Source organism: Burkholderia sp. AU18528 (assembly GCF_002223215.2).
Classification (GTDB): domain Bacteria; phylum Pseudomonadota; class Gammaproteobacteria; order Burkholderiales; family Burkholderiaceae; genus Burkholderia; species Burkholderia semiarida.
Map to the genome: position 1 here is coordinate 45,705 of NZ_NKFC02000008.1, position 15,526 is coordinate 61,230.

Genomic DNA, 15,526 nt, shown 5'->3' on the forward strand with positions numbered 1-15,526 from the left:
CATTTTCATGCCCCCTGGTCTTCGGCATTCGCCGCGCGCGTTGCACGCGGTGCGCCTTGCTCGCCGAACAGCGCACCGATCGCCTGGCGTGCACGCGACAACCGGCTCATGACCGTGCCGAGCGGTACGTCGAGCACGTTGGCCGCTTCCCTGTACGTGAAACCCTCGACGCCGACCAGCAACATGACGACGCGCTGCGCTTCCGGCAACTGCTGCACCGCCCGGACGATCTGTGCATCGAGCGCCTGCTGCTCGAAGGTTGACGCCGCGGGATCGGCCACGGTTTCCAGCAGTTCATCGTCCCAGTCCATGCCCGCGCGCCGCCGCACGCTGCGCGCGCGAAGCTCGTTGAGCCACGTGGACTGGACGATGGAGAACATCCAGCTGAGCGGCGCGGTTTCCGGCTGTAACTGATGGGCGCGTTCGAGTGCGCGCACGCACGCACACTGCACGAGATCCTCGGCATCGTGCCGATCGCCGGCGAGGCGCAGCGCGAAAATCCACAGCCGCGGCAGCATTGCAGGGAGCATCGCGGACAGTTCGGCGGCGGTCATCGACGTCGAGCCCCCCGCGGTTGCGCCGGGCCGGCGTTGATCGACTGCAGTATCTGACGTGTGTGCATGGGTGTTGGCGAAATTGACCGGGCAGCGCCCCTCCAGCCCGTAAACAGCTGGACGGCCCGGATATTCCATCTGCATCACGATGTATCCATGCCGCGCACGTACGCAATACGATACAAATCGGTCGGCACGCGGCCGACACGGGCTCGCCCACGCGCGGGTTTTTCCAGGAGAATGGCGCTGCAACGGCGAGCACCCTTTCGCGTGTTCGTCCAGGACAACTTCCACGGAGAGACTACCGATGTACCGACATGCACTCGCCACGCTGGTCTTCACCGGCATCGCGATCTCGAATGCAGCGTGCGCGCAGACCATCAAGCCGATCAAGGCGTCGGCCTCCGACCTCGCCGGCGCCATCTTCGCGCGCGGCGACGCGGCGAAGCAGGATGCCGCTCCCGGGCACGATGCGGATGCCGTGACGTTCACGTCCACCGACACGGCCTTCCAGACCGGCGTGTACCGATCCGGGCCCTCGCACGAGGAAATCGCCGGTCCGCAAGGGCTGCCGTACAACGAATTCCTGTACTTCCTGTCCGGCAGCGTGAAACTGACGTCGTCCGACGGTTCGGTGATGGTCGTGAAGACCGGCGAAGCGGTCACGCTGCCGAAGGGATGGACCGGGCATTTCGACACGCCGGGCTATACCAAGCTCTACGCCACGTACAACCCCGACGACGCGAAACCCGCCCCCTCCGCCTCGCAACCTCCGGCAGCGGCGCGATAGCGCACGGGGCTCAGCACGCCGCCGGCGCCATCCGCTTCCGGTGTTCGACGATGGAAAGTACCAGCGCCGCCAATCCGCATGCGGCGATGAGCGTGAGCAGCATCGTCCGGCCCAGGTTGACCAGCACCAGGCTGCCGAGCGCCGGGAAGCCGAACACGCCGACGAAATAGGACGCGACGAACCACGTGAGCACCGCGTGCCGGTGCCGCGTGTGCGCGCTGTTGACGGCTTGCGCCTGCACGATCGGATAGATCAGGCCGTAGCCGGTGCCGAGCAGCACGGCGCTGGCCGAGTGAAGCAGCGCGTTGTGCGGCACCGCGAACGTCACCGCGACGCTCAGGATCATGAAGCCGAGGAGGATCTGCGTGGTCGCGTCGACGCGCATCCGGATCACGAGCGCGCCGAGCAGCCAGCGAATGATGACGACCGTCGCCGAATACAGGCCGAAGAACGTTCCGGCCTTCACGCCGGTTTCCGTCGCCATCGACATCTGGAACGTCATCAGCCCCGAGAACACGCTCGAGCCGAGCGCGATGATGGCGATCGGATAGATCGCGTTCGTGCGGGCGATCGCCGCCATCTCGCGAACCCACCGGTCGCGCGCCGGCCGTGCGGCCGGCGGCGACGCCGGCGACAGGCGGCCGAAATACTCGAGCATCAGCGCGGCCATCGCGCACAAGCCGCCGACGGTGCAAAACACGGTGCCGGTCGTCCAGTGCCAGTTGCGTATCGCGAGCGCCGCAACCGCCGGCCCGCCGCCGACGCCGGCCATCTGGAACGACCCGAACCGCAGGAACCAGCGCTCGCGCTCGTGATCGGTGGTGCGCTCGGCGAGCATCATCGGCGCGGCCAGATAGAAGCCGCCCCAGCCGACTCCGACGAGCAGCCCGGGCACGGCGCTCAACGAGCCGGTGCGCCCGATCAGCGCGAAGCCGACGACGCCCGCGCCGACCATCAGCGCGGCCAGCGCGGTGGTGCGGGCCGTGCCGATCCAGCGGGCCAGCCACGCGACGAGCGGCAGGCCGAGCAGCGCACCGACCAGCGCCTGGACGAGCGCGATGCCGGTATCGATCTCGCCCCCGCCCGCCGAACGGAAATGCATCGACAGCAGGAACGTCGCGCCGTATCCGCACGCGGTCAGCAGCGCGCCGAGCAGCACGAACGACGCAACGCGCGGGGACATCGTATCCGCACCGGCCATCACGCCCCCTGTTCGTTTCGACATGCCGTATCGGCTCACGCGACCGCAAGCGGCAGCGTCACTGTCGCCTCGAGGCCGCCGGTGCTGCGATTGTTCAATTGCAGTTCGCCCTGCATCGCCCGCGTCAACCGACGCGCGATCGCGAGCCCGAGCCCCGAGCCCGGCGCACGCGCGGCCGTCTGCGGCGCGCGGTACCACGGCTTGAACACCGCCTCGAGCTCCGCCGGCACGATGCCCGGCCCGGAATCCACGACCGTCAGCATCACGCGCCGCGCGTCGACCTGCACGCATACGCGAACGTCGTCCCCATAACGCAATGCGTTGTCGATCAGGTTGACGAGCACACGGCGCAGCGCATGCGGGAAGGTCACGAGCGGAAGGCCCACGCGTCCGTCGAGGCCGATGCGCTGGCCGGCGTCGCGATAGTTGCCGACCAGCGCACCGAGCAGCGCATCGGCGTCGACGCGGCGCGGCGGCTCCGGCACGCTGCATTGCAGCCGTGCGCACACAAGGCTCGCCTCGACGAGCTCATTCATCTCCGCCAGATCGCGCTCGATCGCGTCGCGCAACGCGCCGTCCTCCAGCATCCCGCTGCGCAGCATCAACCGTGTGAGCGGCGTACGCAGGTCATGCGCATAGGCGGCCAGCACGTGCAGCAATTCCGTCATGCGCTCGGCGTGCTGGCGGTGCGCGCCGTCGATCGCGCGCGCGAGTTTCGCCACCGACGGCGCACCGCGCTGGATCAACGTGTCGGGCAGCGATTCGATGCCGTTGTCCCCGATCGCATCGGCCAGGCGGCCGACGGTCGCGTCCAGTCTCATCAGGCGGAGCAGCTTCAGCCCCAGTACCGCCGCGACCAGTGCAACCAGGCCCGCGAATGCAGCGGCGATCAACAGCTCGTGCGTCGCCGCCGTCTGCCACGCGCGCGCGAGCATCGCGCGCACGTCGTACATCGCCGCCGCAGCCAGCAGTACACCGGTTGCGAGCATGAAGCGCACCGGCCAGACGACGAACTCGCGCGCATGCGCGAAGATCGTGCGGACGAGGGTGCGCAGCGCGCGCGTGAGCCTGGACTCAAACAAGGCTTCTGACGATAAAGTCGGAAAGTTCGCCATCTTGGTTCTCCTGTCGCCGTCGCCGCGGACGGTACGAGACAGATGAAAACACGCAGCGGGGCCGCGCACCATCAAACAAGCGGCCATTCATCCCCTACGAAGGTTTAGGTTGGCAGCGCGGCACGGCCGCCGATCAGACGTAACCGAGCGCGCGCGCGAGCCACGTTTCGAGCTCCCGCGCATCGAGCGGCTTTTCCAGCAGGCACAGCGCGGTGCTCGCGCGCACGCGCTCGCGTTCGCGCGCCGTCGCGAACGCCGTGACGAACAGGGTAGGAATGCGCAGGCCCAGCGCGTCGATTCGCGCCAGCAGGTCGATGCCGTCCATCGCCGGCATCTGGACGTCGCAGATCAGGCAACCCGCGCGGCGCGACACGTCCGACGCGAGGAATGCCGCTCCCGACGCGAACTCGCACGCGTTCCCGCCCAGCGACCGCACGAGGCTTCTCACGGCGGCGCGCACGAACGGGTCGTCGTCGACAATCGCTACGAGATCGGTGGCTGAGAGTGAAAGAGGCATCCGTGCTGATGGCGAGGGGAACGGACCGGCCCGTCCCACATACTGCGATCCAGATCGCCAGCATACCCGCGCGCTGCCGCGCCGCCACCATATCTACGTATGGGTCGACCTTGCGCCGACCGCGCTCGGCCCGGGCCGGTTCACGCTAATCGCCGGCGGGCAGCTCGATGCCGAGCGCACTCATCTTGCGCACCAGTTCGGCGACCGAACGGCATTTCATCTTTCGCATCGCCTGGCCGCGATGGATCTTCGCCGTGATCTCCGCAATGCCCATGTTCCCCGCCACCTGCTTGTTCATCAGCCCCGTCGCGACGTGTTGCAGCACCTCGCGTTCGCGCGGCGTCAGCGATTCCCAGCATGCGCGCAGGTCGAGCAGCGACTGGCTGGCCTCCAGGCGCTTCGCGTCGCGCTCAAGCGCCGCCACCACTGCATCGATCATTTCCTGGTCGTGAAACGGCTTGGTCAGGAAATCCACCGCGCCCGCCTTCATCGCCTTCACCGTCATCGCGATGTCGCCGTGCCCCGTCATGAAGATGATCGGCATCTGCGGACCGCCGTTCTCGACCAGCGACTTCTGGAACGCGATCCCGCTTTGCCCGCGCAACCGCACGTCGAGCACGAGGCACGACGGGCCGCTGCCCTTCGGCGCCGCGAGAAATGCTTCGGTCGACGCAAATGCGTGCACCTCCAGGTCGATCGAGCGCAGCAGGCCGGTCAACGCGGCCCGCACGAATTCGTCGTCGTCGACGACGTAGACGACACGGCCGCTTTGGTCTTCGGATGAAGGCGCCACGTTTGGCATTCTGATCTCGGGCATTGCAATTCTTCGCTTGTGAATGTGCTGGAGCGGCCGCGGTCGGTTCGACGGCATCGCGACGCACGCCGCGCGGCGCGCGGCACCCTTGAAAACACGCCCCCCCCGCGGATTATTCCAGCCGCCCTCCGCCGCGGCAACCGCGGGCCGCGCACCCGCGGTTCATGCCCCGCCTCGACTTCGTCACGCGCGCGGCACTCGCGCGTACGGCGGCGCCGGCGCGCAGACGAACGCGAACGTCGCCTGCCCGACCCGCTCCGCTTGCGCCCGCCGTCGCGCGCATCTGTATCCGCATGTATCGGGTTTTCGCATCGATACATGACCTTGCAAAACGGCGCGCACCGGACACATGCGAGATACCTGCCAGGCGCTCAATACACACACGGCGGCACCTGACGCCAACCACGACGCGGCGGCCCCATGCGGGCGTCGCCATCGGGTGCCGCGACGACGTTCCCATCCATCCCGCTCCAGGAGATTCACATGAATGCCTCGAAAATCACCTTCGTGCTCGCCGCCCTTGCAACCACCGCATCGGTGTACGCGGCGTCCCCCGCCGAGTCGGCCGCCGCCGGTTACGACGCACCGGCTGCCACGCAATGGGCGCCCGTCGCCGCGATGCCGAAGACCCGCTCGGAAGTCCGCCACGAGCTCGCGCTCGCGCGTCGGAACGGCGAGCTCGACGCGCTCAGGAAGCTCTATTCCGGGCATTGATCGCCCATCCTGCCAACCGGCCGGGTACCGGCGCGCACCGCCGGCATCCGCGCCGTCACCGCGTTGCCCCCGCGACTTCGGGCACGCCGCCTTCCCATGAAGCGAACCGAACTTGCAACGATGCTTCCCGACCTGCTGCCGCGCCTGCGGTCGTTCGCGATGCGGTTGACCGCGAATCGACACGACGCGGACGAGCTCGTGCAGCGCGCCTGCCTTCGCGCCCTCGAACGCGCGCATCAGTTGCGGGCCGGCACATCGCCCGTCAGCTGGGTCTTCTCGATCATCCATTCGATCTGGCTCAACGAACTGCGCCGGCGCAATCATCGCGATCGCCTGCTGCTCGAATGGAGCCACGCAGCGGCGGAGACGGTCGCCGATCCGCGCGCCGCATCCGAGACGCGCGTCGCCGTCGGCCAGATCCTCGCCGCCGTCGAGCGGTTGCCGGCATCGCAGCGCAGTGCGCTGCTGCTCGTCAGCATCGACGGACTCAGCTATCGGCAAGCCGCCGCCGCACTGGACGTCCCGGTCGGCACCATCATGAGCCGGATATCGCGGGCGCGCAAAGCGATTCGCGTCGCGCTCGATGCATCCGGCACGGCGCACGCGCGGCTTGCACGACCGGCCGCGGAATAAACCGCGCGCGTCGCGTGTTCAGTGTAGGCAAGCGCTTCCGCAACGACGGAGGCACCCGGCCCTTCACGACTCGAAACCCACATGTCAGCGCTTTCCAGGATGCTACTCGTCTATGACGGAACCGATGAGGCTCAGGCCGCGCTTGCGCGATGTTCGGCGCTGTCGCGCGCGCTGTCCGCGGCGGTCGACGTCGTGGCCGTGGTCGACCCGGCAACCGCGAACGCGCAGTCGGCCGGGCTGCTCAGCGATCTCGCGCACCGTCGTCTCGAGGAGTTCGCCCGGGACGAACTGCAACGCGCGCTCGGCACGCTCGCCGACGACGGCATCGTCGCGCGTGGCTTCGTGCGCTTCGGACGTGCGGCCGATGCCGTCGCCGCGCATGCGATGACGACGCGCGCCGACCTCGTCGTCGTCGGGCACCGGGCCCGCAGCGGAATCGCGCGCTGGTGGCGCGGGCGCCCCGTCCATTTCGATCTGGCCGAGCGCCTTCGCGGCGTGTCCCTGATCGTCGTGACGGTCGATGCGGCGTAGGCCCGTCACGCGGCCGCCTCGACCCGCTCGACCGCGTCGTGCACCGGTGCGTCGCTGCATGGCGCAATGGTCGCGGCGAGGATCATGCGCTGCCGATTGGCACTCAGGCAGACATCGCTGGCGCGCGGACGAAACACGCGGTCACCGCGCTCGATCGTGCGCCCCGTCAACGCGCAGACCGCCGGCGCGCGTGCGCGGCTCCTGCACCAGATCTGCTCGGTGTATCGCCCCGAACGCGCATCGCTCCATGACACGCTGATCAACGACGACGAAAGGCGCTCGATCACCGCGATCGCGGAAAGCGGCTCGTCTCGCGCGAATGCGCGATCGTCGTCGTCCAGGCGCAAGCCGAGGCGACGCGACTTGTATCGCGTGCGCTGCGCCTGCAGGCACACGTCGCGTTGCTCCAGCGAAGGATGGAGGACATTGATCAACGTGCGAATCATGATGTCTGCTTCAGGCAGTGTCGCCATCACCCTTTCTCCCACCGATCGGGTCAGTCGTATGAAAGCGGGCGCACGCATGCCGCCGGCGATGCGCCCGCGCGTCGCTCAGGCGCCGCCTTCCTCGCGCAGCGTGAGCCGGCTGTTGACCGACGTGACGCCGCGCACCTTGCGCGCCGCCTCGACCGCCAGACGATCCTGGTCTTCGCTCGTGATCTGGCCCGACAGCGTGACGCGTCCGGTCGCCGCGTTGCCGAACACCGCGATCGGCATGCCTTCCAGCCCCTTCGTCCGGTACAACGCCTTCTCGACCGTGCGCGAGAACGTGCGGTTGGCTGCCCGTACCGCCTTCTTCGACGTGCCGGCCGCCGGCGTGGACGTGACCGCGGCGTTCGCGCCGGCCGTATCGAGCCGCTCGTCGGCGAACGCGCGCAGGTTGACGCCTGCGATCAGGACAACGGCCAGGCCGCCGGTTACGACGATGTGTCGGAGTTTCATGATGGATTCCTTGGATGTCTGGTATCGAGTCGACCACTACGCATGTGCCGGTGACGCGCATCGTCACGATGCGAACGGATCGCGCGTGCGCAGCTTCGCGCATCAGGCGCGACGCATGCCGCGAAACCGTCGTCGTTGCGATCCGTGTACCGGTGGAACCAGCATAAGGGGATGCGTCGACGCGCTCCATAGCATCTGCAGGTGTTCGGGGTGATGCATCGGCATGAGGTATCGCATACGTTGGTATAGGCATCCGGTCCGTTCATGCGCATCCGCTCGCGATCGTGCCTGGCCCGCTCACATCGGAAACAGCGGAAGCGTCACCGTTGCCCGCGTTCCGCCGTCCGGCCGCGGCGTCAGCGCGAGCTGACCGTGATGCGCGTCGACGATGGATTTGCAGATCGACAATCCCATGCCCATTCCGTGCGGCTTCGTGGTGAACAGCGGCTCGAAGAGACGCGCGGCCAGCTGCGGATCGAAGCCGTCGCCGCGATCGTCGATCCGGATGCACACCCGGTTCCGGTCCGACTCGCACGTCAGTACGATGACACGCTCGTGCTCGGGCGTGCGAAGCATGGACTCGGCGCCGTTCATCAGCAGGCTGATGATCGCCTGCTGCAACTGCGTGCGTTCGCCGCGCATCGGCAGCGGCGCCGCGCATCCGTCGATCCGCAAACGCACCTTCATCGCGTCGAGCGTGCTTTCCAGGATGTCGGCCGTCTCGCGCAGTGCATCCGCGAGATCGAACTCGGCGAACACCGGCGCCGCCTGCCGCGCCTTCGCGCGCAACGCGCTGATGATGGTCCGCGCACGCACCGCGCATGCGCAGATGTGCGCGAGCATCTCGCGGGCCGCGTCGATATTCGGCACGCCGCGATCGAGCCAGTTCAGCCCGGCGCGCGCCGACGTGTCGATCGCCGTGACCGGCTGCGCGACCTCGTGCACGATCGACGCCGCCAGCTCGCCGTACGCGGTGAGCCGGCCGACGCGATCCATCTCGGACTGTGCGTCGCGCATCGCCGCTTCCATCGTGGACAGCCGCGCGTGCTGCGCGGCAAGCTCGTCGCGCAACCGCAGGTTCTCCAGGACGAACCCCGCGTGCAGCGCGATCATCTCCACGAGCGCGACCTTCGCCGGCGTGAAGATGCCCGGCAAGTCGCCGTGTTCGAGATACAGCGCACCGAGCAATGCGCCGTTGCATCGGATCGGCACGCAGATCACCGCGCGCGGCTTGCGCCGGCGCACGTAGTCGTCGGTGCGCCATTGGTCGGCCGCGCAGGCGTCGCGCAGCACGAGTCCGTTGCGCAGGTGCACGGCGGCGGCGACGATCGGAACCGGCAGTCGATCGGCCGGCGGTCGCTCCCGGCGCGGCGCATTCGGCGCGGTCGCGTCGGCGGCCCGCTCCCAGCCGCCTTCACGCAGGACCGCGATCGCCCCCCACGTGGCCGCCGCGCCGTGCATCGCGGCATCGAGCAGCGCGCCGATGCGCGCTGCCGGCGGCACCTCGTCGGCCATCGCGCGCGACACGTGACGCAACACGTGCATGTCCGGCGCGAGCAGCGATCGACCCATCAGTTCGTCGAGGACCGGGCTCATGTCGGGACCGGCCGCGTCGGCGGCCGATTTCCACACCGTCCGCGCAGCGAAAGCGCTGCAGGAATCGTCGAGTTCGTTGTTCATGCGTCTATCTCCCGCGTACCGGATTTCGGCCTCGTCCGACCTGAATTCTACGTTTCATGTAGTGAGTACTCCACAAACGAATGTTAGCAGCACTTTCTCGAAATAAAAATGTGAAGATACGTTTCCGGTGCGTTATCCTGCGGCCAACCACCTCAAACCACAACGATAAAGCATTGATTCATATCGATATTTATCTTTTGTTGCGCACCGCTCGCGAGATCAGTAGAATCCTCACATTCATGTAGCGTTCCCTGTATCAAATTCAAGGAATGCCGCCATCTCGGGTATTTTCATGCGGCATGGCCATACGGCCGTGCCGGTGTAGGAACGGTATGACTCAGGCAGCAAAAGGCAAGGCGGTGCGCGGAACCGGTGTCCGGGAGGCAGCGGCACAGGAAACCCGCGACAAGATCCTGCGCGCGGCGACCAAGGTGTTCGCGCGCTACGGCTACGAAGGCGGCAGCGTGGAGCGGATTTCCAGGCTGGCGAAGTCCTATGACCGGATGATCTACTACTACTACGGGAGCAAGGAGGGGCTGTTCGTCGCGGTGCTCGAGGGCATCTACCGGCGGATGGACGAGGCGGAGCTCAGGATGGCGCCCGACCCTTCCGATCCCGTCGAAGCGCTGAAGTCCGTGATCCGCTTCAAACTGGACTACTATTGGCGCAATCCCGATTTCATCACGCTGCTGAATACCGAGAACCTGCACCAGGGCAAGCACTTGTCGAAGCTCGAGCGGCGCGGCGAATATTCGTCGCACGCGGTGCAGATCGTCACACGGATTCTCGACAGCGGTGTCGAACAGGGGTTGTTCCGCAGCGGGTTGAACGCGCGCGACGTATTCCTGCTGATCATTTCGGCCGCGTATTTTTATACGTCGAACCGTTATACGCTGTCCGCATTCCTCGGCGAGGAACTGAACGCGCCGGATGCCATGCGCCGCTGGGAAGCGTTCGTGATCGACAGCGTGCTGCGGGTCGTCCGCAAGGATGCATCGACCGGCGATTGAATGCGTTGCGTGCCGAGATCGGCGCGCGTAATCATGAAGATTCCCACACCGTCGTGATGAACTATCTTCGCGCCCACACCCTCGACGAAGTATTCGGCGCGCTCGCCGCCGAACCGCGGCCGCGCATCGTGTGCGGGGCCACGGACGTCTTCGCGGAGCTCGCGCTCGTGCCTGCCCGGTCGTCATGGCTGGACGTCAGCCGCATCGACGCGCTGCACGGCATCGCGCTGCGCGACGACGTCGTCCGGATCGGCGCGGCCAGCACGTGGGCCGCGATCGCGCGCACGGCATGGCTGCCGACGGCGCTCACGGAAGCCGCCGCCACCATCGGGCCGCGGCAGATTCGGGTGCAGGGAACGATCGGCGGAAACGTGTGCCACGCGTCGCCGGTCGCGGACGGCATCCCCGCGCTGCTCGCGCTCGACGCGCACGTCGAACTGGCGAGCGTGCGCGGCGTGCGCCGCTTGCCGTTGGCCGAATTCCTGCTAGGCAATCGCGTGGTCGCGCGCGATGCGGACGAACTGCTGGTTGCCGTGCTGTTCGTACAACCGCCCGCGCACGATCGCACGTCGTTCATCAAATACACGAATCGCGACGGCCCGGCGATCGCCGTCGTATCGGCCGCCGCGCGGCTGCGCGTCGATGCCGCCGGCACGATAGCGGCAGCGGCCGTCGCCGTGGGCGGCGCATCCGGCGTCGCGCGCCGGATGCGGGCGCTCGAGGCCGCGCTGGCCGGCCGCCGGTGCGACGACCTGGCCGACACGATCGCAGCGGCGCCGCTCGCGGAGCTGACGCCGGTCGACGACTGCCGCGCGACGGCAGTGCATCGCCTTCATCTCGCGCGGCTGGCCGTGTCGCGCGCCTTCACATGCTGCATCGAGGAGAACGCCCGTGGCCCACTCCCCGCCTGACCCGCTTGCCGACGTACGCGATACGACAGCGGACGACAGCGCTCCGGCTCGCCCCGAACCGGACTGGTTCGAACTCAACGGTACGCGGCGCGGCCTGCCGGCAGACCGCGCGCAGCGGCTGATCGACCACCTGCGCGCCGACCTGCGCCAGTTCGGCACCAAGGAAGGGTGCCGCCAGGGCGATTGCGGCAGTTGCACGGTGATCGTCGACGGCGAGGCGCGCTACGCGTGCCTGATTCCCGTCGCGCAGGTCGCGGGGCGCCGCATCGTCACGGTCGAAGGCCTGGCCGACGGCACGCGGTGCGGCAGCCGCCTGCAGGACGCGTTGCTCGCCCATCAGGCGGTGCAATGCGGTTTTTGCACGCCGGGCATGCTCACCGCGGCGGCGGCCGCGATCGACGCCGGCGAAGTCACCGACCGTGCGAGCGCGCGGGCCGCGATCGACGGCGTGCTGTGCCGCTGCACGGGTTACCAGAAGATCGTCGATGCCGTGACCGAGGTCGGCTGCGGGGCGGCCGCGCGCGGGCGGACGCCCGCGCCGGCCGAAGGGCCGTCCGTCGGCGTCCCGCTCACGCGCCTCGACGGCCCCGGGAAAGTCGACGGCAGCCAGCGCTTCGGCGCGGATGCGTATCCGGCCGACAGCCTGTTCCTGCGCGCCGTGCGTTGCCCGCATCACCGCGCGCGTTTCACGTTCGGCGACCTCGCCGCATTCGTCGACGCGCATCCGGGCGTGCATCGCATCCTCACGCACGCCGACGTGCCCGGCCTCAACGTGCACGGCGTCGCGACCCCGTATGCGGACCAGCCCGTGCTGGCGGAGCACGAGGCGCGCCACCATCTCGAAGCGGTCGCGCTGGTGGTCGGCGAGCGCGCGGCGATCGCCGCGCTCGACCTCGATCGCTTTCCGGTGCGGTGGGAACCGCTGCAGCCGGTCCTCGCGGTCGACGATGCGAGGCGTGACGACAGCCCGCAACTGCACGCCGATCGCCCCGGCAACGTGCTGATCGAGGGACTCGTGCGCCGCGGCGATGCCGAGCACGCGTTACGGGACGCCCGCCACGTCGTCACGGCCACGTTCGCATCGAGTTTCGTCGAGCATGCGTATCTCGAACCGGAGGCTGGCTGGGCGAGACGCGTGGGCGACACCGTCGAGATTCATTCGTCGACGCAAGCGCCGCATCCGCATCGCGCCGATCTCGCGCGCATTCTCGCGATCCCGCCCGAACAGGTGCGCGTCGTCGCGACGGCGGTCGGCGGCGGCTTCGGCGGCAAGCTGGACATGACGGTCCAGCCGCTGCTCGCGATCGCGGCGTGGCATCTCGGGCGGCCCGTCGCGATGGTGTTCTCGCGCGAGGAATCGATGGCCACGTCGACCAAGCGCCATCCGGCGCGCATCACGTCCAGCATGGCGGCCGATGCCGACGGCCGGCTGCGCGCGGTGACGTTCGACGGCGACTACAACACCGGCGCGTTCGCGTCGTGGGGAACGGCCGTCGCGAACCGCGTGCCCGTGCATGCCGGCGGGCCGTACGTGATTCCCCACTACACGGCGCGCTCGCGCGCGATTCATACCCACGTCACGCCGGCCGGCGCCTTTCGCGGCTTCGGCGTGCCGCAGACGACGATGTCGCAGGAACAGCTGATCGACGAGCTCGCGTTCGCGACCGGCATCGATCCGCTCGAATTCCGCGCGATGAACGCGCTGCGGCCCGGCGACGCGCTGCCGACGGGCCAGGTGCTCGACGACAGCGTGGGGCTCGTCGCGTGCCTCGATGCGCTGCGCCCCGCGTGGCGCGACGCGCACGCGCGGCTCGCGACGCTCAATGCGGCGTCGCCGGGGCATCTGCGCCACGGCGTCGGCGTGGCCGCCTTCTTCTACGGCTGCGGCAACACCGCGTTGCCGAACCCGTCGACCGTGCGCTTCGGCATCCGGCCCGACGGCACGATCGTCCTGCACCAGGGCGCGGTGGACGCCGGCCAGGGCGCGAACACCGTCATTCCGCAAATCGCCGCCGACGCACTCGGCGTGCCGGTCGACCGCCTGCACTTCGTCGGGCCGGACACCGCACTGTCGCCGGATTGCGGCCGCACGTCGGCGTCGCGCCAGACCCTCGTCACCGGTCGCGCCGCCTTTCTCGCCGGCACGATGCTGCGCCGCCGGCTGCTCGCGTTCGCCGGCGCGGCTTCCGATGCGCGCATTTCGGCCGATGCGTGCGGCATCGCCGTCGACGGCCGCCCGCTCGACCTGCGTGCGCTGCCGGTCGACGCGCACGGCTACGCGATCGCGGCCGAGGAAAGCTTCGATCCGCCGACCACGTCGCTCGATGCGGCGGGGCAAGGCACGCCGTACGCGACCTACGCGTTCGGCGCGCAAATGGCGGAAGTCGCGGTTGATTGCGACAGCGGGCGCGTGCGCGTGGTGAAGGTCGTGGCCGCGCACGACGTCGGCAGGATGGTGAATCCGACACTGCTCGAAGGCCAGATCGAAGGCGCGGTCGCGCAAGGCATCGGCATGGCGCTGATGGAGAAGTACCGCCCCGGCGAGGGCAACAATCTGCACGACTACGTGATTCCGACGGTGCACGACATGCCCGACGTGCAGTCGATCTTCATCGAGGCGCCGACGGCTATCGGCCCGTACGGCGCGAAAGGCATCGGCGAGCCGGCGCTGGTTCCGACGGCGGCGGCCATCCTGAATGCGATTCATCATGCAACCGGCGTGCGCATCCGCGAAGCCCCCGCCACGCCGGACGTCGTGCTGCGCGCGCTCGCCGCCCGCACCTCGGTTGCCGCGCTTCGATAGCGGCGTTCCTACCTGGCGAACAAGAACGATGACGACAACGAGACAAGCCGATCAAGCATCGCTGGGCGCCGCACGGCGCTCGTCCTGGTACGCGGAACTCGATCCGGCCGGCAAGCGCGCCTTCAAGGCCGCATTCGCCGGCTGGGCGACCGATGCGTTCGATTTCATGGTGTTCAGTTTCGTGCTGGCCTCGCTGATCGACCTGTGGGGCCTCGATCGCGGCAAGGCCGGGCTGTTGAGCACCGTGACGCTGATCTTCTCGTCGGTGGGCGGGTGGATCGCCGGCATCCTCGCGGACCGCTACGGGCGCGTCAAGGTATTGCAAGGCACGATCCTGTGGTTCTCGGTCTGCACGCTCGCGATCGGCTTCGCGCAGGACTTCGAACAGATTTTCGTGCTCCGCGCGCTGCAAGGACTCGGCTTCGGCGGCGAATGGGCGGTGGGCGCCGTGCTGATCGGCGAGACCGTCGCACCGGCCCATCGCGGCAAGGCGGTCGGCCTCGTGCAGAGCGGCTGGGCCGTCGGCTGGGGCTGCGCGGCGGTGCTCTACGGCATCGCGTTCTCAGTGCTGCCCGAGTCGCTCGCGTGGCGCAGCCTGTTCTGGGTCGGCATCGTGCCGGCGCTGCTCGTGCTGTATGTGCGCAAGCACGTGGCGGAACCGGAAGCGTTCGTGCAGGCCGACGCCGCGCGCCGGCAAGGCGCGGGCCAGCCGTCGGTGTGGACGATCTTCTCGCGTTCGCACGCGCGCCGCACCGTGCTGGCCGCGCTGCTGTGCACCGGCATCCAGGGTGGTTTCTATGCGATGTCCACGTGGCTGCCGGCCTTCCTGAAGATCGAGCGGCACCTGTCCGTGCTCGACACCGGCGCGTATCTGTTCGTGATCGTCGTCGGGTCGTTTTGCGGCTATGTCGTCGGCGCGTACCTGTCCGACTGGTGGGGGCGCCGACGCAACTTCATGCTGTTCTCGGTGCTGTCGCTCGCGTCGGTGTGCCTGTACCTGACGCTTCCGCTTTCGAATGCGCAGATGCTGTGGCTTGGCTTTCCGCTGGGCTTCTCGTCCTGCGGGATCTTCAGCGGAGTCGGCGCATACCTGACGGAGCTGTACCCGTCGACCGTACGCGGCAATGCGCAGAGCTTCACGTACAACTTCGGCCGCGGCATCGGCGCGCTGTTTCCGAGCCTCGTCGGCATGTTGAGCCATTCGCTGGGGCTCGCGTCCGCGATCGCGATCTTCGCCGGCGCGGCCTATGGCGTGGTGCTGCTGGCTGTGCTGCTGCTGCCGGAGACGAAGGCGCGGTCGCTTTGAGTCCGG

At 68.4% G+C, this 15,526-nt stretch carries 16 protein-coding genes; 8 read left to right on the forward strand and 8 right to left on the reverse strand.

What is annotated here, in order from left to right:
- Positions 1 to 5 precede the first annotated feature (5 nt).
- On the reverse strand, positions 6 to 554 hold the full coding sequence (locus CFB52_RS29685) for an RNA polymerase sigma factor (protein ID WP_059639001.1): 549 nt from the start codon (positions 552 to 554) through the stop codon (positions 6 to 8).
- A gap of 307 nt (positions 555 to 861) precedes the next feature.
- On the opposite strand from CFB52_RS29685, the gene CFB52_RS29690 reads away from it, so the two are divergent.
- A complete protein-coding gene (locus CFB52_RS29690; protein WP_089465943.1) occupies positions 862 to 1,344 on the forward strand; it encodes a cupin domain-containing protein in 483 nt (160 codons plus the stop codon).
- Positions 1,345 to 1,354: 10 nt separating this feature from the next.
- On the opposite strand, the gene CFB52_RS29695 is transcribed toward CFB52_RS29690, so the two are convergent.
- The 4 genes from CFB52_RS29695 to CFB52_RS29710 all read right to left on the reverse strand — a co-directional run bounded on the left by CFB52_RS29695 (position 1,355) and on the right by CFB52_RS29710 (position 4,994).
- A complete protein-coding gene (locus CFB52_RS29695) occupies positions 1,355 to 2,548 on the reverse strand; it encodes an MFS transporter (RefSeq protein WP_089465944.1) in 1,194 nt (397 codons plus the stop codon).
- A gap of 32 nt (positions 2,549 to 2,580) precedes the next feature.
- A complete protein-coding gene (locus tag CFB52_RS29700) occupies positions 2,581 to 3,660 on the reverse strand; it encodes a sensor histidine kinase KdpD (RefSeq protein WP_099318243.1) in 1,080 nt (359 codons plus the stop codon).
- 133 nt (positions 3,661 to 3,793) lie between these two features.
- Positions 3,794 to 4,177, reverse strand: a complete 384-nt coding sequence (locus tag CFB52_RS29705; protein WP_059579247.1) for a response regulator transcription factor — start codon at positions 4,175 to 4,177, stop codon at positions 3,794 to 3,796.
- Between the two features lie 145 nt (positions 4,178 to 4,322).
- The gene (locus CFB52_RS29710) at positions 4,323 to 4,994 is read right to left on the reverse strand and encodes a response regulator transcription factor (protein ID WP_059638998.1); all 672 of its coding nucleotides are present in this window, start codon (positions 4,992 to 4,994) and stop codon (positions 4,323 to 4,325) included.
- A 480-nt stretch (positions 4,995 to 5,474) separates the two neighbouring features.
- On the opposite strand from CFB52_RS29710, the gene CFB52_RS29715 reads away from it, so the two are divergent.
- The 3 genes from CFB52_RS29715 (at position 5,475) to CFB52_RS29725 (ending at position 6,869) form a co-directional block, all read left to right on the forward strand.
- Entirely contained in the window at positions 5,475 to 5,705 is a 231-nt protein-coding gene (locus CFB52_RS29715) for a DUF4148 domain-containing protein (protein WP_059638997.1), read from the forward strand.
- A gap of 96 nt (positions 5,706 to 5,801) precedes the next feature.
- Complete coding sequence (locus tag CFB52_RS29720) at positions 5,802 to 6,338, forward strand: RNA polymerase sigma factor (RefSeq protein ID WP_059579252.1); 537 nt, start codon at positions 5,802 to 5,804, stop codon at positions 6,336 to 6,338.
- An 81-nt stretch (positions 6,339 to 6,419) separates the two neighbouring features.
- A complete protein-coding gene (locus tag CFB52_RS29725; RefSeq protein ID WP_226094162.1) occupies positions 6,420 to 6,869 on the forward strand; it encodes a universal stress protein in 450 nt (149 codons plus the stop codon).
- Positions 6,870 to 6,874: 5 nt separating this feature from the next.
- Here the strand turns inward: CFB52_RS29725 and CFB52_RS29730 are convergent, their stop codons facing one another.
- The 3 genes from CFB52_RS29730 to CFB52_RS29740 form a co-directional block, all read right to left on the reverse strand.
- On the reverse strand, positions 6,875 to 7,393 hold the full coding sequence (locus CFB52_RS29730) for a DUF3331 domain-containing protein (RefSeq protein ID WP_226224397.1): 519 nt from the start codon (positions 7,391 to 7,393) through the stop codon (positions 6,875 to 6,877).
- Positions 7,394 to 7,420: 27 nt separating this feature from the next.
- Positions 7,421 to 7,810, reverse strand: a complete 390-nt coding sequence (locus CFB52_RS29735; RefSeq protein ID WP_059579260.1) for a BON domain-containing protein — start codon at positions 7,808 to 7,810, stop codon at positions 7,421 to 7,423.
- A 297-nt stretch (positions 7,811 to 8,107) separates the two neighbouring features.
- Positions 8,108 to 9,490: a sensor histidine kinase gene (locus CFB52_RS29740; protein WP_059579263.1), complete on the reverse strand. Its 1,383-nt coding sequence runs from the start codon at positions 9,488 to 9,490 to the stop codon at positions 8,108 to 8,110.
- Positions 9,491 to 9,822: 332 nt separating this feature from the next.
- Between CFB52_RS29740 and CFB52_RS29745 the strand changes: the two genes are divergently transcribed.
- From CFB52_RS29745 to CFB52_RS29760, 4 genes are read left to right on the forward strand one after another with little or no spacing between them, the layout of a single operon-like run.
- The gene (locus CFB52_RS29745) at positions 9,823 to 10,500 is read left to right on the forward strand and encodes a TetR family transcriptional regulator (RefSeq protein ID WP_059579268.1); all 678 of its coding nucleotides are present in this window, start codon (positions 9,823 to 9,825) and stop codon (positions 10,498 to 10,500) included.
- A gap of 56 nt (positions 10,501 to 10,556) precedes the next feature.
- Positions 10,557 to 11,411, forward strand: coding sequence for a xanthine dehydrogenase family protein subunit M (locus tag CFB52_RS29750; RefSeq protein WP_099318323.1), 855 nt, complete (start codon positions 10,557 to 10,559; stop codon positions 11,409 to 11,411).
- Positions 11,392 to 14,214 carry a molybdopterin cofactor-binding domain-containing protein gene (locus CFB52_RS29755; protein ID WP_099318245.1) on the forward strand — a complete coding sequence of 941 codons (2,823 nt, stop codon included), beginning with the start codon at positions 11,392 to 11,394 and terminating at the stop codon, positions 14,212 to 14,214. Before CFB52_RS29750 ends, CFB52_RS29755 begins: the two co-directional genes overlap by 20 nt.
- Before the next feature lie 28 nt (positions 14,215 to 14,242).
- A complete protein-coding gene (locus CFB52_RS29760) occupies positions 14,243 to 15,520 on the forward strand; it encodes an MFS transporter (protein WP_099318246.1) in 1,278 nt (425 codons plus the stop codon).
- The last annotated feature ends 6 nt before the right edge of the window (positions 15,521 to 15,526 follow it).

Coding starts and splice junctions, on each gene's coding strand:
- CFB52_RS29685 (WP_059639001.1), bottom strand. CDS start 554: ATGACCGCCGCCGAACTGTCCGCGATGCTCCCTGCAATGCTGCCGCGG.
- CFB52_RS29690 (WP_089465943.1), top strand. CDS start 862: ATGTACCGACATGCACTCGCCACGCTGGTCTTCACCGGCATCGCGATC.
- CFB52_RS29700 (WP_099318243.1), bottom strand. CDS start 3,660: ATGGCGAACTTTCCGACTTTATCGTCAGAAGCCTTGTTTGAGTCCAGG.
- CFB52_RS29705 (WP_059579247.1), bottom strand. CDS start 4,177: ATGCCTCTTTCACTCTCAGCCACCGATCTCGTAGCGATTGTCGACGAC.
- CFB52_RS29710 (WP_059638998.1), bottom strand. CDS start 4,994: ATGCCCGAGATCAGAATGCCAAACGTGGCGCCTTCATCCGAAGACCAA.
- CFB52_RS29715 (WP_059638997.1), top strand. CDS start 5,475: ATGAATGCCTCGAAAATCACCTTCGTGCTCGCCGCCCTTGCAACCACC.
- CFB52_RS29720 (WP_059579252.1), top strand. CDS start 5,802: ATGAAGCGAACCGAACTTGCAACGATGCTTCCCGACCTGCTGCCGCGC.
- CFB52_RS29725 (WP_226094162.1), top strand. CDS start 6,420: ATGTCAGCGCTTTCCAGGATGCTACTCGTCTATGACGGAACCGATGAG.
- CFB52_RS29730 (WP_226224397.1), bottom strand. CDS start 7,393: ATGCGTGCGCCCGCTTTCATACGACTGACCCGATCGGTGGGAGAAAGG.
- CFB52_RS29735 (WP_059579260.1), bottom strand. CDS start 7,810: ATGAAACTCCGACACATCGTCGTAACCGGCGGCCTGGCCGTTGTCCTG.
- CFB52_RS29740 (WP_059579263.1), bottom strand. CDS start 9,490: ATGAACAACGAACTCGACGATTCCTGCAGCGCTTTCGCTGCGCGGACG.
- CFB52_RS29745 (WP_059579268.1), top strand. CDS start 9,823: ATGACTCAGGCAGCAAAAGGCAAGGCGGTGCGCGGAACCGGTGTCCGG.
- CFB52_RS29750 (WP_099318323.1), top strand. CDS start 10,557: ATGAACTATCTTCGCGCCCACACCCTCGACGAAGTATTCGGCGCGCTC.
- CFB52_RS29760 (WP_099318246.1), top strand. CDS start 14,243: ATGACGACAACGAGACAAGCCGATCAAGCATCGCTGGGCGCCGCACGG.